At 71.8% G+C, this 19,403-nt stretch carries 16 protein-coding genes; 12 read left to right on the top strand and 4 right to left on the bottom strand.

Going from position 1 to position 19,403, the window contains the following annotated elements:
• A partial coding sequence (locus AB0C38_RS48410) for an AI-2E family transporter (protein WP_360688136.1) occupies positions 1–1,006 on the bottom strand: 1,006 nt, incomplete at its 3' end.
• A 107-nt stretch (positions 1,007–1,113) separates the two neighbouring features.
• Between AB0C38_RS48410 and AB0C38_RS48405 the strand changes: the two genes are divergently transcribed.
• Positions 1,114–1,293, top strand: coding sequence for a hypothetical protein (locus AB0C38_RS48405; RefSeq protein ID WP_360688133.1), 180 nt, complete (start codon positions 1,114–1,116; stop codon positions 1,291–1,293).
• Positions 1,294–1,319: 26 nt separating this feature from the next.
• On the opposite strand, the gene AB0C38_RS48400 is transcribed toward AB0C38_RS48405, so the two are convergent.
• Positions 1,320–1,496 carry a hypothetical protein gene (locus AB0C38_RS48400; RefSeq protein ID WP_360688130.1) on the bottom strand — a complete coding sequence of 59 codons (177 nt, stop codon included), beginning with the start codon at positions 1,494–1,496 and terminating at the stop codon, positions 1,320–1,322.
• Positions 1,497–1,734: 238 nt separating this feature from the next.
• The gene (locus AB0C38_RS48395) at positions 1,735–2,364 is read right to left on the bottom strand and encodes a TetR/AcrR family transcriptional regulator (protein WP_360688127.1); all 630 of its coding nucleotides are present in this window, start codon (positions 2,362–2,364) and stop codon (positions 1,735–1,737) included.
• A 68-nt stretch (positions 2,365–2,432) separates the two neighbouring features.
• Here AB0C38_RS48395 and AB0C38_RS48390 point away from each other — a divergent pair, with 68 nt between their 5' ends.
• From AB0C38_RS48390 to AB0C38_RS48340, 11 genes are all read left to right on the top strand, one after another.
• Positions 2,433–3,311, top strand: coding sequence for a 2-dehydropantoate 2-reductase N-terminal domain-containing protein (locus AB0C38_RS48390; RefSeq protein ID WP_360688124.1), 879 nt, complete (start codon positions 2,433–2,435; stop codon positions 3,309–3,311).
• Between the two features lie 85 nt (positions 3,312–3,396).
• Positions 3,397–4,440 carry a hypothetical protein gene (locus AB0C38_RS48385; RefSeq protein WP_360688121.1) on the top strand — a complete coding sequence of 348 codons (1,044 nt, stop codon included), beginning with the start codon at positions 3,397–3,399 and terminating at the stop codon, positions 4,438–4,440.
• 71 nt (positions 4,441–4,511) lie between these two features.
• The gene (locus AB0C38_RS48380) at positions 4,512–7,679 is read left to right on the top strand and encodes a family 78 glycoside hydrolase catalytic domain (protein WP_360688118.1); all 3,168 of its coding nucleotides are present in this window, start codon (positions 4,512–4,514) and stop codon (positions 7,677–7,679) included.
• A 15-nt stretch (positions 7,680–7,694) separates the two neighbouring features.
• Positions 7,695–9,434 carry an SGNH/GDSL hydrolase family protein gene (locus AB0C38_RS48375; protein ID WP_360688116.1) on the top strand — a complete coding sequence of 580 codons (1,740 nt, stop codon included), beginning with the start codon at positions 7,695–7,697 and terminating at the stop codon, positions 9,432–9,434.
• Positions 9,435–9,573: 139 nt separating this feature from the next.
• Positions 9,574–10,509 carry a dienelactone hydrolase family protein gene (locus AB0C38_RS48370; RefSeq protein ID WP_360688113.1) on the top strand — a complete coding sequence of 312 codons (936 nt, stop codon included), beginning with the start codon at positions 9,574–9,576 and terminating at the stop codon, positions 10,507–10,509.
• Entirely contained in the window at positions 10,494–11,282 is a 789-nt protein-coding gene (locus AB0C38_RS48365) for an ABC transporter ATP-binding protein (protein ID WP_360688110.1), read from the top strand. Before AB0C38_RS48370 ends, AB0C38_RS48365 begins: the two co-directional genes overlap by 16 nt.
• Complete coding sequence (locus AB0C38_RS48360; protein WP_360688107.1) at positions 11,257–12,126, top strand: ABC transporter permease; 870 nt, start codon at positions 11,257–11,259, stop codon at positions 12,124–12,126. The genes AB0C38_RS48365 and AB0C38_RS48360 overlap by 26 nt, the downstream gene beginning before the upstream one ends.
• A 23-nt stretch (positions 12,127–12,149) precedes the next feature.
• Complete coding sequence (locus AB0C38_RS48355) at positions 12,150–13,253, top strand: ABC transporter substrate-binding protein (RefSeq protein ID WP_360688104.1); 1,104 nt, start codon at positions 12,150–12,152, stop codon at positions 13,251–13,253.
• A gap of 25 nt (positions 13,254–13,278) precedes the next feature.
• The gene (locus AB0C38_RS48350; protein ID WP_360688101.1) at positions 13,279–14,457 is read left to right on the top strand and encodes a CoA transferase; all 1,179 of its coding nucleotides are present in this window, start codon (positions 13,279–13,281) and stop codon (positions 14,455–14,457) included.
• Positions 14,458–14,508: 51 nt separating this feature from the next.
• On the top strand, positions 14,509–15,135 hold the full coding sequence (locus AB0C38_RS48345; RefSeq protein WP_360688098.1) for a TetR/AcrR family transcriptional regulator: 627 nt from the start codon (positions 14,509–14,511) through the stop codon (positions 15,133–15,135).
• A 111-nt stretch (positions 15,136–15,246) separates the two neighbouring features.
• Complete coding sequence (locus AB0C38_RS48340; RefSeq protein WP_360688095.1) at positions 15,247–17,649, top strand: glycoside hydrolase family 32 protein; 2,403 nt, start codon at positions 15,247–15,249, stop codon at positions 17,647–17,649.
• 12 nt (positions 17,650–17,661) lie between these two features.
• On the opposite strand, the gene AB0C38_RS48335 is transcribed toward AB0C38_RS48340, so the two are convergent.
• Positions 17,662–19,101 (bottom strand): glycoside hydrolase family 6 protein, encoded by a 1,440-nt coding sequence (locus AB0C38_RS48335; protein ID WP_360688092.1) that lies wholly within the window; start codon positions 19,099–19,101, stop codon positions 17,662–17,664.
• Between the last annotated feature and the right edge of the window lie 302 nt (positions 19,102–19,403).

The raw sequence follows: 19,403 nt of genomic DNA, 5'->3' as shown, positions 1-19,403 counted from the left end.
CGGGGACCTTGACGGCGCCGCCGATGATCCGCGGTACCAGGAGGTAGTCCTCGACGAGGCGGTAGCCGATGAAGAAGCCGATGGTGCCGAGGCAGACGGGCAGGGACACGGTGAGCGCGACGAGGCTGACGAGTACTCCGCCGACGACGGAGCCGACGACGGGGATGAGGTCGAGGATCGCGACGGCGATCGCGAGCAGGGCGGCGTAGGGGACGCCGAAGATGAGCAGCCAGATGAGGGTCAGGACTCCGGCGATGACGGAGATCGCGAGGTTGCCGAGGACGTAGCCGCCGACTTTGGTGAAGATGGCGTCGCCGATGAGGATCGCTCGGGGGCGTCGGGAGTGGGGGATGAGGCGGTAGCCGCCGGCGCGGATGCGGGGGAGGTCGACGAGGAAGTAGACGGTCAGGACGATCAGCAGGAGGACGTTGGTCAGTGCGCTGAACACGGCTTGGCCGGCGCCGAGCAGTCCGGTGCCGATGCCGGGGCCGTTGAGGAGGCTTTCGAGTTGCTGTTGGAGGTGGAAGCGTTCGTTGAGGTTGCCGAGGACGGTGTTGTGGTTTTGGGCGTCGCGGAGGTAGTCGGGTGCTTTGCTGATGAACTGTGTTGCTTGTTCGACGAGTACGGGGATCGCGGCGGTGAGGAAGCCGCCGATGGCGAGCAGTCCGGTGACGAAGACGGTGGTGACGGCGAGCCAGCGCGGGAAGCGGTGCCGCGTCAGCCAGGCGACGGCGGGTTCGAGGCCGATGGCGAGGAACAGTGCGAGTCCGAGGAGGACGAGGACGTCTTCGAGGCCGGCGATGATCTGGACGAGTGCGTAGATGACGGCGACGCCGGCGGCGCCGGCCATGCCGAGGAGGAACGGTGATCGGCGGTTGAGTGGTTTTCCTTGGGCGCCCAGTGGTTCGGTGGTGGTGCTGAGTTCGGCTGCGGCGGCTTCGGCGTCGGCGAAGGAGCCTCCGTCGTGCGGGTCCTCTTCGGGCAGGCGTGGTTCGGGTTCGGGCATGCGTCGGCCTCCCTGGGGACATTCGGGTTGGCCTGGTTACCCACTGCGGGGGCGGTTACTCGGTCGGCCGTTCGGATAGCGCCCGGGAAAACGGGTATGCCTGCACCATGACGAACGATGCGGAAACCCCGCGGAACGGTACGCCTGACCCGGACGAGCTCTCGGAGCCGTCGACTTTGGATCGAGGACTCGCTCCGCCGTCGGTGGAGCCCGAGATCACCTCGACCCACCCCCTCGACCGGGGGCTCGCACCGCCCGACGACGAAGACATCGGCCGTAAGGACTGAAGGGCGAGCGGGAGCAGCGGCCGCGGTCAGCCCTTCGCCCGGACGCCTGGCCGCGGTGATTCCCCGGGCAGGTGGCTGAGCAACCAGACGAGTTCGGTGGCGTCGATGAGCCCGGCGTCGGCCGCGCGGATCCAGGCGTCGGCGGCCCGCCGGGTGAACTCCCGCGTGATGAGGGGTTTCGTCGCGTGCTGGACGCTGTTCATCAGCTGCTCCCGGTCGGCGAGTGGTGCTTGGCCGGCCACCGGGGTCCGGGGTTGCCGCTACCTCACAGCCTAGTCCGCACCGGCACCCGCGGCAGGTCGTCCCGGACGGGCGCGGTGGCTTTGTCGACCACCCGGCCGACGCCGCACCGCGCGGTGATCTCCCGGGGACCGCCCGAGAGCCCGGCTGCCGGACCGGGCCGTCCGTGGTTCGCCGCGACTCGCCACCCGCCCCGAGGCGTCAATCCCCGGTCGGTGGCGCGCTCATCGCCGCCGTCAGGAAGGTGATCGCCCAGCGGCGGGCCGCCTGGCCGGCCACCGGGGACACGCAGTTCGGGGGTTGCCCGTTGTAGACCTCGACGCGGTCGACCGCCGCCACGGCGAGGACGCCCCGGATCCGGAACCACAGCTCCTCCGGGGACAGGCCGGGCAGGGCCCGCTCGAAGGCCGTCAGATAGCGATCGCGGACGGTCGCCTCGGCCGAGCCGGTCCACTCGCGCATCTCCTCGGCCGGGTCGCCGATGATCCTCATGATCAGCCGGGACGTCCGGGCGCCGCCCGCGTCGCCGGCGAGCATTTCGTCGAACAGCGGCCCCGCGAACGCCTCCACCAGCTCGGAGACCGCCGGGTCCGGGGTCCGGGCGAGCAGCCGGTCGAGCCCCGCGGACTGCGCGGCGTTGATGGGCTCGACCACGCGGCGGACGACCGCGGCCAGGAGCTCCGCCTTCGAGCCGAAGTGGTATCCGACGGCGGCCAGGTTCGCTCCGGCGAGGTCGGTGATCGCGCGGACCGAGGCGCCGCGGAAACCGTGCTCGGCGAAGAGGTGTTCGGCAGCGTCGAGGATCTGGGTCCGGGTGTCGGGGGCCGCCATACGCGTACTATACAGACGTTCGATTAAAACGAACGTATGAATGACTGGCTGGACGAGAGAAGGCTGTCGTGAAACTGCTCGTGTACGGCGCCGGCGTCACCGGCAGCATGTTCGCCGCCCGCCTGCACGAAGCGGGGCGCGACGTCTCGCTCCTCGCCCGGGGCGAGCGCCTGGCCGCCCTGCGCCGGCACGGCCTGCGGCTCGCCGAGGGAGACAGCGCGGCCGTCAGGTCCGTGCCGGTGCCGGTGGTCGAGCACCCGGCCGGCGGGTACGACCTGATCGCCGTCTTCGTCCGCGCCCATCAGGTGGACGCGGTGCTGGAGTCGCTCGCCGACGTCGAAGGCGACGTGCTGTTCCTGCTCAACTGGGCGGGTGGCGCGGAGCCGCTGGGCGCGGTGCTCGGCCACGAGCGGGTGCTGCTCGGCTTCCCCACGGCCGCCGGCACGATGGACGGCGACGTGCTCCGTTACCGCGCGCCCAGCCTCCTGACCCGCCTGCTCCCCATGTCGATCGGTGAGCCCGGCGGCCGCACCACCCCGCGGCTGGAGCGGATCGTGCGGGAGCTGCGCGCCGCCGGGATCAACGCCAAGGCCGCGCCGCGGATCGACGCCTGGCTCAAGACGCACGCCGCGTTCGAGGTGCCCCTCGTGCAGGCGGCGTACGCGGCGGGTGGCCCGGAGGCGCTGGCCGGTGATCCGGACGCGGTCCGCGGCATGCTCCGGCACATGCGGCAGAACCTGGCTGCCCTGCCGATGCCGCCGGTGCCTCGCGGGTTCACCGCGTTGCGGGTGCTGCCGGAAGGGCTGCTCGTAGCGACGCTTCGGCGCTTCTTGCGGAGCCCGACGGCCGTGCACAGTGGACTGTCCGACGTCTCGCCCGCGACGGCGGCCGAACTCGAGCGGCTGACCGAACAGCTGCGTGCCTCCGCAAGAGGCGTCACCGGGTAAGGGACGCAGGGCGAAACCCGGGTTCGGTAGCGCGAGGCTCGCCGCAGGCTGTGTGCGCCCAGCCTTCGAGAGTTCGGAGTACCGCATGCCGGCCGTGCACGACATCCCCGCGCCCACCCGTTCCGGTCCGGAGGCCCTCGCCCGAGGGTGCCTGAACGGCCTCGTCGGCGGGGTGACGCTGAGCGCCCTCGTCGTCAGCGTCATCGTCGAGCGCGTCCCGCTCTTGCTGGCCGGCCTGGGGCTTCCGCTCGGCTACGGCATTCTCCTCTTCGTCGCCGGTATGCCGCGGCGCGCACGCGAAACGACGGTCGTTCCGCTCGTGGCGCTCGCGAAGATCGAGAGCCTGCGTGCCGGCGGCACCGAAACCGGCGACGTGCCGGTCGACGTCGCCCTCACGGTCGCGCCGGACTCAGCGCCGTCCTTCCGTGCCGAGGTGACCCACGGTGTCAACCTGGTCGACCTCCCCGGCTTCCGGCCCGGCCGCGTCCTCGTGGTCGAGTACCCGCCGGACCGGCCGTGGCGGGTCCGGATCGTGTCGCGGCCGGCGCCGGAGTGGGAGCGCCGGGCGGCCGGTGCCGCCGTCGAGTCCGCGGCCGAGTCCACGCTGGTTCGGAAGCCTTCGGAGGGCCGCGGGTTCGGCTTCGTCACCTTCCTCGGGTTGCTGCTCGGCGCGGCCGTCGTCCTCCTGCTGTTCCGCGGCGAGCTGTTCGGCGCGGAGACCCGAACGCGGCCGCCCGAGGTGTCGTCCTCGTCGTCGTCGACCACCGAGACGTCCTCGGGCTCCGCCACCGTCACCGTCGGCCCGGACCAGTCGCTGCTCGACGCGGGGGAGCTGCGCCGGGTCGTCGATTCCCTGGCCGAGCACGCGGATGTGTCGCAGGTGCTCACCGCGGTCGTCCAGGAGCACCGGCTGTCGGTGGTGTTCGCTCCCACCGGCGTCGCGGCCCCGCGGTTCGACCTGCGCGCCGTGTCCGTCGACCGCATCCCGGACCTGGTCCGGGAGGCCAAGCACTCCTTCGACGTCGGCTCGCCGCAGACCTGGCAGGTCACGGTCGTCCGGCTCCCCGATGCCGTCTCCGTGCGCGTGACCGTGAGCGGCCCCAAGGGCAGTAATTTTCTGTCTCGTTGACAGGCTATGACGGTCGCCGGTGCGGTGATATTCTGTCTTGAAACGTTTCAAGACGGGCGAGTGGAGCGTTCATGCCGGGTTGTCGCGCGCGAGTGGTGCTTGCTCTCCTGACCGTCTTTGTGTCCGCGTCGTTCGCGGCGCCGCCCGGGAGCGCGGCCGGGGCCGCCGCCCCGATCCAGGCCTACGATCTGCGGGCCGACAACGTCGTCGACCCGTTGGCGGTGAGCGACCCTCCGACCCTGAGCTGGAAGCTGCGCGCCGGACGGCCCGGCGAACGGCAGACGGCGTACCGGATCCTCGTCGCGAGCAGTCCGCGGCTGCTCGCCGAGCACCGGGCCGACGTCTGGGACAGCGGCAAGATCGCGAGCGCGGACTCGGTCGCCGTGCCCTATCGCGGACCCGCCGGTGTCGTCGCGAAGCGGAACTACTGGACCGTCGAAGTGTGGGGCGCCCGCGGCGGAACTCCTGCCAAGGCCGAGCCGGCGTGGTGGGAAACCGGACCGGCGCGGCCGGCCGACTGGGCGGGCGCCGGGTGGATCACGCCGGACACCGGCGGGGCCTACGCCTGGCAGGACTTCGCCCTGGACGTCGACTTCACGATCAAGGCCGCGGCCGCGACCGTGGTCTTCCGGGCGGCCGGGCCCGACGACTACCTGATGTGGCAGGTGAACGCCGCCACCACGCCGGGCAAGGTGCTGCTGCGGCCGCACGTGAAGAGCCACGGGTCGTTCACGCTCCTCGGGGAGACCGACCTGGGCGCGGTCATCACCCCGCAGACCGCCGGCGCGCCGCACCACCTGCGGATCGAGGCACGGGGGAGCACCGTCGTCACGGCGATCGACGGCACCGAGGTGGACTCCCGGGCGGTCGACGCGGTGCGCACCGGCACCATCGGGTTCCGGACGTCGGTCAGCCAGGGCACGGCCGAGGCCGCCGCCTACGACAACCTCGCCGTGCACGACCTCGACGGCGCGCCGCTGTTCTCCGACGACTTTGCGGCCACGCCGGACGCCCGGTTCCCCGGCGCCACGGTCACCGGCGGGAAGCTCGAGCCGCAAGGCGACCCGCTCCTGCTCGCCCAGTCGCCGGACGCGCCGTTGCTGCGCCACGAGTTCGTCCTGGACAAGCCCGTCGCGAGTGCCCGTGCCTACGTTTACGGGCTGGGCTTCTACGAACTGCACTTGAACGGCGGCAAGGTCGGCGACCACGTCCTGGCGCCGGGGAGCACGCCGTACGACCAACGAAACCTCTACGACTCCTTCGACGTGACCGGCCAGGTCCACATCGGACGGAACGCCGCGGGTCTGTGGCTGGGCAACGGGTACGGGCCGCGCTTCAGCCAGTACGGGTTCCGCTGGACCGGGCCGAAACAGGGGATCCTGGCGCTCGTCGTCACCTTCGCGGACGGGACTCGGCAGACGGTCACGACCGACGATTCGTGGCGGTGGTCGGACGGCCCGGTGACGGCCAACGACCTCTACGCGGGCGAAAGCTACGACGCCCGGCTGGCTCAGGACGGCTGGGACCGGCCGGGCTTCGACGACGCGGCCTGGCACCCGGTGCGGGCCGCGGCCGCACCCGGCCCGTCGCTCACCGGATCGACGGCGCCGCCGATCCGGGTGGTCCGCACCGTCCGGCCCGTGGCGGTGAAGCAGCCGCGTGCGGGGGTGTTCGTCTACGACTTCGGGGAGAACTTCGCGGGCTGGGCGCAACTGCGGGTCGCCGGGCCGGCCGGCACGACCGTGCGGATGCGCACGGCGGAAGAGCTGACCGCCGACGGGACGCTGGACACCACGACCAACCGCAACGCCGCGTCGACCGACTCCTACACGCTCGGCACTGCGCCGGGGGTCCAGGTCTACGAGCCCCGGTTCACCTACCACGGCTTCCGCTACCTCGAGCTCACCGGCTACCCGGGGACGCCGGACCTCGGCAGCGTCGCCGGCCGGGTCGTGCACGCCGACGTCGCCGCCACCGGGCACGTCGAGACGTCCGACCCGCTGCTGAACGCGATCTGGGCGAACAACCGGCGTGCGGTCCTGAACAACTCGATGAGCCTGCCCACCGACAACCCGGTCCGCGACGAGCGGACGCCGCCGGGCATGGACGTGCAGGCCTACCACGGCGCGTCCGTCCTCGACTTCGGCATGGATGCCTTCTACGGCAAGTACCTGCTCGACCTGCCGCCCGGCACGGCGCTGCCCAGCGACGACGGCAACACCCAGCTGCCCGACATGGGCGGCGGTTCGGTCGACCTGGCCTGGTCGCTCTACGAGCAGTACGGCGACCTCACCCGGCTGGCCGCCGCCTACCCGGCGATGAAGACGTTCGTGGACACCAACGCCGCCACCTACCCGGGCTTCATCTGGCCCGAAGACCGCGGCTTCGGCGACTGGTGCCCGCCCGATCGGAGCCCGAACGCCAACGGGGGACAGGGAAACCCGTCCGCGGGCGACTGCTTCAGCGAGCGCTCGCTGGTCAACACCGCCCTGTCCTACCGACAGGCCGAAGACGTCGCGAAAGCCGCGCGGGCACTGGGAAAGACCGATGACGCGACGCACTTCGCGCAGCTGACGACCGCGATCGCCACGGCGTTCAACGCGCACTTCCTCGACGCCTCGGGCACCACCTACGGCGACGGCCGGCAGACGACCAGCGTCCTCCCGCTCGCCTTCGGCATCGTGCCGCCGGACAAGGTGGCCGTGGTGGGCGCGAAGCTCGCCGACACGATCCTGACCAAGGACGGCGGGCACCTCGACACCGGGATCTTCGGCACCCGGTACCTGCCCGAAGCGCTCGCCAAGGCCGGCCGGATCGACGTCGCCCTGACCGTGCTCGGCCAGCGGACCTACCCGGGCTTCGGGTACGAGATCGGCCGCGGCGCGACGACACCGTGGGAGCAGTGGACCTACGAGTCCGGCATGGAAACCCACGACCACGCGATGTTCGCCGGGATCAACGCCGCCTTCTACACCCAGTTCGCCGGCATCACGCCCGCGGCGCCGGGGTACGCGTCGATCGCCATCGCCCCGCAGGTGCCCGCCGGACTCGGGCACGTCGCGGCGTCGATCGACACGGTCCGCGGGCCGGTCGCGTCCGAGTGGACGCAGACCGGCTGCCGCTTCGAGCTCACCGTCACGGTGCCCGTCAACACGACCGCCACGGTCACCCTGCCCACGGGGAACCGGATCCCGGTCGGCTCCGGGACGTCGAAGTTCACCGCCCACCACTGCGCCTGAACCCCGGAGGACCTCGTGAAGCGGATCCTGCTGACCGCATTGCTGGCCGCCGGTCTCCTCACCCCGGCCGGGCCCGCGGACGCGGCCGTCAGCTACCCGGACCTCGCGGCCGCCTTCGACAACATCGGCACCAGCCCGGCCGCCACCCCCGCGGCCGCGGACCTCGACGGCTCCGGACACAGCCTCGTCGCCGAAGACCTCACCGCCGCGGGCTGGGACCGCGGCCGGGTCATCACGGTCGACGGCGCCCAGCTGCGGCTGCCCACCGCCGCGCCGGGGACCCCGGACAACGTCGTCGCCGACGGCCAGCGCATCCGCGGCCGGTTCGCCGGTGCGGCGCTGTCGTTCCTCGTGACGAGCACCGGCGCCGGCACCGACGGCACGGGAACGCTCGAATACGCCGACGGCCACACCCAGGACTACCGGCTGAGCGCACCCGACTGGATCACCGGGCCGGGCAGCCGGCTGACCGTGGCGTTCCCGCGGTGGAACAGCCCGGACGGCCCGGGTGCGGTCCCCGCGAAGCTCTACACCGTCGCGGTCCCTCTCGACCCCGGCGTCCCGGTCACCGCCGTCACCCTGCCGAAAGCGAGTTCGAGCGCTCGCCTGCACGTCTTTTCGCTCGGCACCCGGCCCACCGCCGGCCCCTGGACGGCGACCTGGGCCACGGCCACGGACGACGGCCTCGCCGCCGGGCCGTGGACCGAACGCACGCTGCGCATGGTGGAGCACACCAGCCGTGGCGGCTCCCAGGTGCGGATCCGGCTGGACAACGCCTACGACCCCGGGCCGCTGAACGTCGGCCACGCGACCATCGCGGTCCGGAGTGCCGGTGCGGTCCCGGTTCGCACGCCGGTGACGCTGACCTTCGGCGGGCGGAAAGGGGTCGCGCTGCCCGCGGGCGGCCAGGCCGTCAGCGACCCGCTGCCGTTCTCCGTGCCCGCCGACGCGGACCTGCTGGTGAGCCTGTACGTGCAGGGCACCGTCACCAACGCGCCCCTGCACAGCGTTGCGCTGCAGGAGATGTACACCACGGCCGACGGCACCGGCGACCACGCGGGCGACGGTGTCACGTTCCCGTCCGCGGGCACGTTCGGCTTCTGGACGATCCTGGCCGGGATCGACGTGACCGGACCGGGCGGCGCGGGCACCGTGGTCGCGTTCGGCGACTCGATCACCGACGGCTACCTGTCCACCCCGGACACCGACCGCCGGTGGCCGGACTTCCTGGCCCGGCGCCTGCCGGGCCAGGCGGTGGTGAACGAAGGCATCTCCGGCAACCGGATCCTGCAGGACGCCTTCAGCGGCTACCCCGACGGCCGCACGGCGGGCGTCAGTGCCCTGGCCCGGCTGAACCACGACCTGATCAGCCAGTCGGGTGTGCGGACGGCGATCGTCCTGGAAGGCATCAACGACATCAACAGCGGCGCGAGCGCCGGCGACGTCATCGCCGGGTTGACGGAGATCGCCGCCGAGCTGCACGCGGCCCACGTCCGGGTGCTCGCCGGCACCCTCACCCCGATCAAGGGGTGCACCTGCAGCAGCGACGCGCACCTGGCGGCGCGTAACCAGGTCAACGCCTTCATCCGCGACAACGGCGGGGTGTTCGACGGCTGGGTCGACTTCGACGCCGCCGTCCGCGACCCGGCCGACCCGGAGGCGATGCTCGCCGCCTACGACTCCGGCGACCACCTCCACCCGGGCGACGCGGGCTACGCCGCCATGGGCGCGGCCGTCCCGCTCGACCGGCTGTGACCGCCCTCGTCCGGGAGGGCACCGCCGTCCGCTGACCCGGCCCGCCGCGGCCGCGCACGTCATCCCACTTCCGCGACGGTCCTTGCCACGCCCGCTAACTAGCATTACGTTACTAACAACTCGCTAGTTAGGAGCCGACGTGGGCCGCACCGAGCATCGGGACCCCCAGTGGGCCCGGCCGGGACCGCACCGGGTCCGCACGCGCGAAACCCCGGAGTGGACGACGGCGGACGGGCAGCCGGTCGCCGTTTTCACGCAAGAACCGGAAGGCGCCGGGCCGAAGCCGGTCGTCGTCCTGTGCCACGGGCTGGGCGGGAGTCACCGCGGGTACGCCGGCCTCGGCCGGCACCTCGCCTCCCACGGCTACGCGGTGCTGCACCCCCAGTTCCTCGATGCCTTCGAGCTCGCGGGACCGCGGCTCGGCCTGTCCGATGTGGACGAACGCACGTGGGCCACGGATCCGGTGGCCAAGCGGAAGATGCACGCGATGCTGTTCGACCCGGAGCACTGGCTGTCCCGGGTCGCGCGGGTGCACGCGGTGCTCGATGCGCTCGGGTCGGGCCGGACCGGGGTCCTCGTCGCCGGGCACTCGTTCGGCGCCTACACCGCCCAGCTCCTGCTGGGCACGCGGCTGTCCGGGACCGGGCTCGACGACACGGACTTCGGTCACCCGGCCGTCGCCGGCGGGATTCTCCTGTCGCCGCAGGGCAGTGGTGACCGCGGGCTGACCCGGCGGTCCTGGGCCGGGGTCGAGCGGCCCCTGCTCGTCGTCACCGGCACACGTGACTTCGGTGCCCGCGGGGAGGGCGTCGAGTGGCGCCGCGAGCCGTTCGACCGGGCCCGGTCCGGCCTCAAGCACCTCGCCGTCGTCCGCGACGGCGACCACCAGCTCGGCGGGATCCCTTCGCACGACAGCGGAACCGGGCCGGTCGCGGCCGCGATCTCCGCCGTGGCGGCGGCGTTCGCCGACCACGTCCACGGCGACCGCGGCGCGGGGGACTGGCTCGCGGCTGGGCCGTTCCCGGCGATCCTCGAGCACACCCACCAGGAGGAGACCGCATGTCCGACGTCGTGATCAGCGCGACGGGTGTCGAGCGGACGTTCGTCGCGCGGGGCCACGCGGTCCACGCGCTCGGCCCCGTCGACCTCACCGTCGAAAGAGGACAGTTCGTCGCGATCGTCGGCCCGTCCGGGTGCGGCAAGTCGACCTTGCTGCGCATCGTCGCCGGCCTCGCCGCGCCGTCGGCGGGGGAGCTGGTGATCGACCGCGCCGACAGTGGTTCGCCGCTGTGCTCGATGGTCTTCCAGGACTACGGGATCTTCCCGTGGAAGACGGTGCTCGCCAACGTCCGTCTCCCGCTGGACATCGCGGGGGTCGCCCGGGCGCGGGCCGACGAGGTCGCCCGCGACTGGATCGGGCGCGCCGGCGTCGCGGGCTTCGAATCCGCCTACCCCGCGACGCTCTCCGGCGGTATGCGGCAACGCGTCGCGCTGGCCAGGGCGTTCGTGGCCAACCCCGAGATCCTGCTGATGGACGAGCCGTTCGCGGCGCTCGACGCGCAGCTGCGCCTGGTCCTGCAGCAGGAGCTGCTGCGGGTGTGGGAGGCGCACCGGCGCACGATCCTGTTCGTCACCCACGCCATCGACGAGGCGCTGCTGCTGGCCGACCGCGTGGTCGTCATGTCCTCGCGGCCGGGCCGCGTCCTCGACGACATCACGGTCCCGTTCGCCCGCCCGCGCACCCGGGCCGCGCGCGCCACGGCCGAGTTCGGCGCCCTCGAAGACCACATCTGGCGGCTCCTGAAAGGCGAGGTGGAAGACCGTGAGCACGCTCATGACGTCGCATGACCGGCTGGGTGGCCGCGAGCTCGTGCGGCGGACCCCCGGCGCCGCCGAGCTCGCGCCCCAGCGCCACGCCCGGCGCCGCCGCGCGATCACCCTCACCCTCGCCTGGGCCACGCCGATCGTGCTCGTCGTGGCCTGGGAGCTGTCGGCGAGGCTCGGCACGCTCGACACGCGGTTCTTCCCGGCACCGACCACGATCTGGCAGGCCGGCGTCCGGTCCATCCAGGACGGGGTGATGACGGACGCGATGCTCGACACCGTCCGCAAGCTGGTGATCGGCTACGGCATCGGCGTGGTCGCGGGTGTCGCGCTGGGTGTCCTGCTCGGGCTGTCGTGGATCGCCCGCGCCGCGCTCGAACACACGCTGGTCGCGCTCTACACGCTGCCGAAGCTCGCCCTGTTCCCGGTGTTCCTGCTCGTCTTCGGCCTCGGCGGCCTGCCGCAGATCGTGCTCGTCGGGGTGTCGGTGTTCTTCATCGTGGTGCTCGCCTCGACGACCGCGGTGCTCTCGGTCGAGCAGGGCTACCGCGACGCCGCGGAGGTGCTCGGCGCGAAGCGGACGCAGCTGCTGCGCCACGTCATCCTCCCCGCCGCGCTGCCCGCCATCGCGACGTCGATCCGCCTCACCGCGGGCATCGCGATCCTGGTGATCGTCGGCATCGAGATGGTGTCCGGCGACAGCGGCCTCGGCTACCTGATCTTCCAGCGGTCCCAGGTCTTCGACCCCGGCACGATGTACGCCGGCGTGATCGTCGCCGGGATCATCGGCGTGGCCTTCACCGGCCTCGTCACCCTCGCGCTCAAGTTCGCCGTCCCCCAGCAGCGGCCGCGTCTGCGCCGCTCCTGACCCCCTCGCCTGGCAGGAGAGCCATGTCCGGAAACCCCACCGTTCGCGTGCTGTGCGCCGCCGTCGTCGCGGCCGGGCTCGTCGTCACCAGCGCGTGCGCGCCCTCGTCGCAGCAGGACCAGGCGAGCGCCGCCAAGCAGGTGTCCGTGCTCCCGGCCGGCCTGAGCCTGGCGGGCAAGCCGGCCACGCCCGCGCCGAAGCCGCTGGGGCAGCGCGCGTCGCTCAAGGTCGGCATCCCGTCCAAGCTCGAGCTCGAAGCGCCCGCGCTGCTCGCGCAGACCTACGGCGAGTTCACGAAGGAGAACCTCGACGTCACGTTCATCACCGACACGGTGCCGAACCTGCTGACCCTGCTGGGACAGAACAAGATCGACCTCGTCTACGCCGGCGCCCAGGCCCTGGTCTTCAACGCGCTGCGCCACGGCGTGCCGATCCGCTGGGTCTCGGGTGTCGCATCGTCGGCTCCGGACAGTGGCGTGTACATGAGCACGAAGTACGGCACCAAGGCCGCGGACTTCGACCCGGCCACGCTGAAGGGCAAGACCATCGGCGTCAACCCCGGCGCACTGGCGGCCCCTTCGGAGTACGGGCTCTACGACCTCATCACCAAGGGCGGCCTCAAGCCGGGCGATGTGCGGATGACGCCGTTCAGCGACATCGCCGCGATGGTCCAGGCGCTGAACAACGGCTCGCTCGACGGCGCGACCCTCGGGCCGCCCTTCACCGCGAGCATCAAGCCGGGCGTCGCCTTCCAGGCCGAAGGCGGCTACCCCGGCAGCATGCAGATCGCCGGCTACTTCGCGACCACCGAGCTGCTCGGCGCGCACCGCGACGCGGGAGTCGCGTTCTTCCGCGCGGTGGAGCGGACGGTGAACACGCACCTGGCCGGCGACTACCACCAGGACACCGAGGTGATGACCAAGATGGCGCAGCAGCTGGGCACGACCGTCGAGACGCTGCGGATCGCGCCGTCGGTGCCGTTCGACTTCAACGTGCCCGCCCAGTCGGTCGCGAGCCTGCAGAAGATGTACCAGTCCGTGCCCGGCACGCTGCAGGTCGACAGCCCGGTCAAGCCCGAAGAGCTGATCGACCTGTCGCTCGTGATCGATGCGGCGCAAGGCAAGTGACCGCGGGCGAGGAGGACACCACACGATGAGCGACGCGTTGGCCGGCATCCGGGTGCTCGACGCCGCGACCGTGCTCGCGGGCCCGGTCTCGGCGACCATCCTCGGCGACTTCGGGGCCGAGGTGGTCAAGATCGAAGACCCGCAGGTCGGCGACTTCACCCGCGGCGGCGGGCGGTCACCGGGCTGGCTGCAGGAGGGGCGCAACAAGAAGTCCGTCGCGCTCGACCTGCGCACCCGGGAGGGCCAGGACCTGCTGCACCGGCTCGTGCCGCACTTCGACGTCGTGGTCACGAACTTCCGGCCGCCGACGCTCGTGCGCTACCGCATGATGCCCGGGGACCTGCGGCCGCTCAACCCGCGCGCGGTGCTGCTGTACCTGACCGGGTTCGGCCTGACCGGGCCGTACCGCGACCGCGGCGCGTTCGACCGGATCGCCAGCGCGTACAGCGGATTGACGTACGTGACCGGCGAGCCGGAGCGTCCCCCGGTGCGCAGCGGGTACAGCGTGATCGACTACATGAGCGCCTACCTCGCGGCGTTCTCGGTCGTGTCCGCGCTCTACCACCGCGATCTCGGCTCCGGCACGGGCCAGGTCATCGACCTGGCGCTGTACGAAGCGGCGCTGCGCTCGAGCGAGGATTCGGTGACGTCGTACGGGCTCGACGGCCGGGTGCGGGAACGGCTGGGCAACAAGAACCCGGCCATCGTGCCGGCGTCGGACTTCGTGACCTCCGACGAGCGGCGGGTGTCGCTGCACGCCGGCACCGACTCGCTCTTCCGGCGGCTGGCCGCCGTGATGAACCAGCCCGGGCTGGCCGATGACCCGCGGTTCGCCGATCGCGCCGCGCGGATCCGCCACCAGGACGAGCTGTACCCGCTCATCGCCGCGTGGGTCTCCCGGCTGACGGCCGACGAGGTGGTGAAACTGCTCAGCGACGCCGACATCCCGGCGTCCCCGATCATGAGCGTCGCGGACCTCATGAACGATCCGCACTGCCGCGCCCGCGGCTCGGTCGTCACGGTGCCCGACGAGGAGTTCGGCGAGATCCCGATGGTCGCGCCGCTGCCGCACCTGAGCGCCACGCCGGGCACTGTGCGCTGGGCCGGCGGCGCGCTCGGCGCGCACACCGAAGAGGTCCTCGGCGGGCTGCTGGGCCTGTCCGGCGCGGAGATCGCTTCGCTGCGCGACCGGGGCGTGGTGTGAGCGATCACTAGGATGGACCCACCGCCACCGGCCACGTACAGGGGAGAAGACGTGAACGACACCGCCGAGCAAGCGGCGCAGGGCCGGCGCTCGCGCGACCGGGCCCGCACCGAGGCCGACCTGCTGCAGGCGACCTTCGACCTGCTCCAGCGGGACGGCATCTTCGCGGGGCTGAACCTGCAGGAGGTCGCCGACCGCTCGGGCGTGAACCGCGGCCAGATCTACCAGTACTTCGGCGATCGCCGCTCGTTGCTGCGCGCCGCCGTGGCGCACCGCGCGAAGGAGTGGGCGGCCGGGGCGAAGCGGCACTGGGAAGCGTCGTTCCTCGGCCGGCGCAAGGCGATGTTCCGCAGTGCGCTGGAGAACCCGGCACCGATCCTCGTCGAGGCGCTGCTGGCGATCGACGGTGACCCCGACTACCACGCTCTGCCGGAGATCGAGAAGACGAAAGCCGCGCTGGAGCGCGACCAGCGCGACGGCGACCTGCCCGCCGACGGCGACGCGATCGCCATGCACGTGTTCATGGTCGCGGCCTACAAGGGTTACCTGATCTTCCGCGAGGCGCTCGCGCGGGACGTCGGGTTGCCGGTCGGCGAGCTGGACGCCCGCGTGCTGGCCGTGCACGACCAGGTCGCGGCGGCGCTGGCGAACCCGGCCGAACCGGGTGGCCCGCGGTAAGGACGTCGCCGAGGATCCTGTCTCGCTGCTTGTCCGGCCGGGCGTTGTGGCCGGGCTGCGCGCTGTGCGACCGTCGAGGCAGGCAATCGCCGCCGGGGAAGGGATGTCCAGGTGGTCCGCAGCGCCCGCGTGTTGCTCGTCGTGCTCTTGACCGCGTCGGTGCTCCTCGGGCCGGTCGGCCCCGCGACGGCGGGAACCGCCTGGGAGTACCCGGAGTTCCCGTACCCGGCGACCACCTACCAGGAGCCGTTCCGGGGCCAGTTCCACTTCAGCTCGCAGTCCGGGTGGATGAACGACCCCAACGGGCTGGTGTTCGCCAATGGTCTCTACCACTTCTTCTATCAGCACAACCCGCACGGGCTCGAGTGGGACACGATGCACTGGGGCCACGCCACGAGCCCGGACCTGGTGCACTGGACGCAGAAGCCGATCGCCCTCGAGCCGGGCGTGCACCCCGGCACGCTCTTCTCCGGCGGCGGGGTCGTCGACCGGGACAACACCTCGGGACTCAAGACCGGCTCGCTCGACCCGATCGTCGTGTTCTCGAACACCGACGGCGTCAGCATCTTCGTCAGCAACGACGACGGGCGCAGCTTCCAGGCCTACGACCAGGGGCGCAAGCAGATCGAGATCCCGGAGGAGAGCCGGGATCCGAAGGTCATCTGGGATGCCGCGCGGCGGCAGTGGGTGATGGTCGTCTGGTCGAACCGGGGCGGCAACGGCGTCGACGTCTACACGTCGCCGGACCTCTTGCACTGGACCTTCGGCAGCCGGTACGCGGCGGACTGGCTCTTCGAGTGCCCGGACCTGTTCCCGCTGCCGCTGGACGGTGGTCAGCGGTGGGTGCTCACCTCGGCGACGGGGGAGTACGTCGTCGGCGATTTCGACGGCAAGGCCTTCCACACCGAACAGCCGCAGCCGAAGAAGATGAACCTCGGGACGACGTATGCCGGCGGCACCTTCTACGCGGCCGAGACGTTCACCGGCACACCGGACGGCCGCGTGGTGCAGATGGCGTGGCAGGGCGGCAACCGCGGCAGCTCGTGGACCGGCGACGCCACGTTCCCGGTGGCACTCGGCCTCGTGGACTCGCCCGGCGGACCGCAGGTGACCCGGACCCCGGTCGCCGAGCTGAGCTCGCTCCGCGCCGACAGCCGGACCTGGCGGAACGAAACGGTTCGTGCCGGTGGACCGAATCCGTTCGCGGGGATCCTCGCCGACACCTACGAAATCACCGCGACCTTCGACGTCGCGACCGCGACCGCGAGCCAGTTCGGCTTCGCGCTGCACAGCCGGTCCGACGGCAGCGCCGACCGGACCGTGGTCTACGACCGGGCGGCCGGAACGCTGGACGGCAAGCCGTTGCCGCCGACCGGCGGCGAGGTCACCCTGCGCATCCTGGTGGACCGCGGCCAGCTGGAGATCTTCGACGGCACCGGCCGGTTTTCCGTCGCCGACAACGTGAACTTCGACTCCGCCGCGGTCAGCCAGGGCATTCGGCTGTTCGCGACCGGCGGGCAGGTGCGGCTGAAGAACGCGACGTTCACCCGGCTCAGCACGAGCTGGGGCACGGCCCAGTCGACGCTGGAGAGCAACCTCGCCGGCCCGTGGCACGCGGCGGGCGGCTCGTGGACCGACGTCGGCGCGGGCAAGCAGGCCCAGGTCACCGGCGACGGCTTCTACCTGAGTGCGGGCACCGCGGGCGACGCCGAGTACCAGGGCGACGTCCGGCTGGGCACCGCGCGTGCGGCCGGGCTGACCTTCCGGGCGACCGCGGAAGGCGCCGGGTACACGGTGAACGTCGACACGAGTGGCGTGGTCAAGCTCTGGCGCCCCGGGCGCGACATCGCGACCTACTCGACGCCCGTCTCCGCGGACGGCACCTACCACCTGCGGGTCCGGACGACCGGTTCGCGCATCCAGGCGTGGCTGAACCACGGCACCACCCCGGTCATCGACGCGACCGACGACGCCTACGCGTCGGGCCGGTTCGGGGCGAACGCGTACCAGGGTTCGGCGACCGTGCAGAACCTGAACACGGGACCGGCGGGCTTCGCCGCGTTCACCTCCGGCCCGTGGACGGCGGCGGGCGGCACCTGGACCACGTCCCCGGCCGGGCTGCGCGCGAGCTCGGCCGGGGACGGCTTCTACCTCAGCGACCGCACCGGAACCGACTTCACCTACGAAGGCGATGTGTCCGTCACCAACGGCGAGGCGGCCGGCCTGACGTTCCGGGCGACCGCCGCCGGCGCCGGCTACACGGCGAACGTCGACACGAGTGGCGTGGTCAAGCTCTGGCGGCCCGGCCTCGACATCGCGACGTACCCCACGCCGATCGTCGAAGGCCGGACCTACCACCTGAAGGTGCAGACGACCGGCTCCCGGATCCGGGTGTGGCTCGACCGCGCCGCGACTCCGGTCATCGACGCGGCCGACACCACCTACTCCGCCGGGAGGTTCGGCCTCAACGCCTACGCCGGGAACACGACCGCCCAGAGCATCACGATCAGCTGACCGCCGGTTCGCTCAGGAGCAGGACACTCCGTTCAAGGTCGGGGACAGGAAGGGTGGCGTGCCGCCGCCGTAGGTCGCGTTGTAGCCGACTGTCGCGGTGCCGCCGGTGCCGAGCTTGCCGTTCCACGAGGTGTTCACGACTCGTACGGTGTCGCCGGTGTCGGTCCAGGTCCCGTTCCAGCCCTGGCCGACGGTCACTCCCGGCGAGGAGAACGTGAGGGTCCAGCCGTCGATGGCGGCGCCGTCGTTCTCGATGACGACCTCGCCGGTGTAGCCGTTCTGCCACGAGCTGACGACCCGGTGGGTCACCTTGCACGAGCCGTTGCCCGGCGTGGTCGGTGTAGTGGGCGTGGTCGGTGTAGTCGGGGTGGTCGGCGTCGTGGGTGTCGTCGGCGTGGTGCTGGTCGGCGTCGTCCAGACCCCGGCGGCCGCCAGGTCGTAGGCCCGCTGCGGGACGAACTGCCCGGCCGCGGCGATGCACCCGTCGGCTTCGCCCGGAGGCTTGACCCACAGGTACGCGGCGATCTGCCCGTCACCCGTGGCGTCGGTGCTGGGCGTGCCGATGGCGCGGCCCGCCGGGTCGCACCACTCGCTGCCCTGCGGCCCGTTGCCGTTGCGGCTCGTGTCGACCACCGCGCGCAGCCGCGAGTCGCCCACGGCGTTCAGCACCGACTTGGCGTAGCTCACCTCGTCACCGGTCGACCGGTAGTTGGAGACGTTGGTGGAGATGCCGTCGGCGCTGGTGGAGATGTCGGCGGCGCGCACCCGTGAGGCCGCCTCGCTGGGCGAAAGCCACGCGGAGTGGCCGATGTCGAAGTACACCTTCGTCTGCGTCGACCCGGACTTGAGCTTCTTGCCCGCGTAGGCGACCGAGGCCTTGGTCTGGTTCTGCTGGTCGGCCGACTGGCAGTTCGACATCAGCGCGAGCACGTCGGGCTCCAGCACGATCGCCGCCGCGCGGCCCGCGATCCCGGCCGACACCTCGTCGATCCACGCCCGGTAGGCCTCCTGGGACGGCGCGCCGCCGCCACTGGCGCCACCGCAGTCGCGGTTCGGGATGTCGTAGACGACCATGATCGGGATCTTGCCCGCCGCGGCGGCGGCCCCGACGTAGGAGTCGACCTCGGCGCGCACCGTGGAGGTGTTGGTGGTGGTGAACCACCTTCCCTGCGGCGTGGCGGCGACGCGGTCCCGGATCATCGGCGTCCGCGAGTCACCGGGGTTGGCGGCGACCCACTTGGCCGCGTTCGTGTCCGGATCGACGAAGAACGGCGAGGCGGCGGCCTGCGCGCTGCCGCCTACGACGAGAGCGGTGGTGCCGGCGAGGAGCGTCGCGCCGAGGAGGACGCCGGCGAACTTCTTGCCGCGGGCTCCGGGCCGGTCGGGTAGCCGGGCCGGCTGGGCGTTTCGCGCGGTCGGGTGGGGGAGACGTACCTGGTTCGTCGATCTCATGAGTCCTCGCAGCGTCGTCGGCAGTGGCGACTGGGAGCGCTCCCATATCCGCGCACTGTAACCGTCAGGCGGCCGCCGGGAAAGACCGCCAGAAAATCTGTGCTCGCCGGAGTAGACATTCAACTGCGGCTGTGTGTAGGGTTTTGCTCATACGGAGAGAGACAACGTCCAGCAGGCGCGGGAGAGGACGTAACTGCCCGCGAGGTGAGACAAGGCGGTCAGGCAGCACGGAGCCGATCAAGGGAACAAGGTTTCGGCTGGTGGCCGCGAGGTGATTGTTGTTCGTGCAAGTGCAGTTTTCG

This window comes from Amycolatopsis sp. NPDC048633 (genome assembly GCF_040650695.1).
GTDB lineage: Bacteria > Actinomycetota > Actinomycetes > Mycobacteriales > Pseudonocardiaceae > Amycolatopsis.
The sequence above is the reverse complement of the archived record's forward strand: the minus strand, read 5'-3'. Positions and strand labels throughout refer to the sequence as shown.

Bases quoted from the DNA above. Each gene is read 5' to 3' on its own strand.
- AB0C38_RS48405 (WP_360688133.1), top strand. From the start codon at position 1,114: ATGACGAACGATGCGGAAACCCCGCGGAACGGTACGCCTGACCCGGAC.
- AB0C38_RS48400 (WP_360688130.1), bottom strand. From the start codon at position 1,496: ATGAACAGCGTCCAGCACGCGACGAAACCCCTCATCACGCGGGAGTTC.
- AB0C38_RS48395 (WP_360688127.1), bottom strand. From the start codon at position 2,364: ATGGCGGCCCCCGACACCCGGACCCAGATCCTCGACGCTGCCGAACAC.
- AB0C38_RS48385 (WP_360688121.1), top strand. From the start codon at position 3,397: ATGCCGGCCGTGCACGACATCCCCGCGCCCACCCGTTCCGGTCCGGAG.
- AB0C38_RS48380 (WP_360688118.1), top strand. From the start codon at position 4,512: ATGCCGGGTTGTCGCGCGCGAGTGGTGCTTGCTCTCCTGACCGTCTTT.
- AB0C38_RS48365 (WP_360688110.1), top strand. From the start codon at position 10,494: ATGTCCGACGTCGTGATCAGCGCGACGGGTGTCGAGCGGACGTTCGTC.
- AB0C38_RS48355 (WP_360688104.1), top strand. From the start codon at position 12,150: ATGTCCGGAAACCCCACCGTTCGCGTGCTGTGCGCCGCCGTCGTCGCG.
- AB0C38_RS48350 (WP_360688101.1), top strand. From the start codon at position 13,279: ATGAGCGACGCGTTGGCCGGCATCCGGGTGCTCGACGCCGCGACCGTG.
- AB0C38_RS48335 (WP_360688092.1), bottom strand. From the start codon at position 19,101: ATGAGATCGACGAACCAGGTACGTCTCCCCCACCCGACCGCGCGAAAC.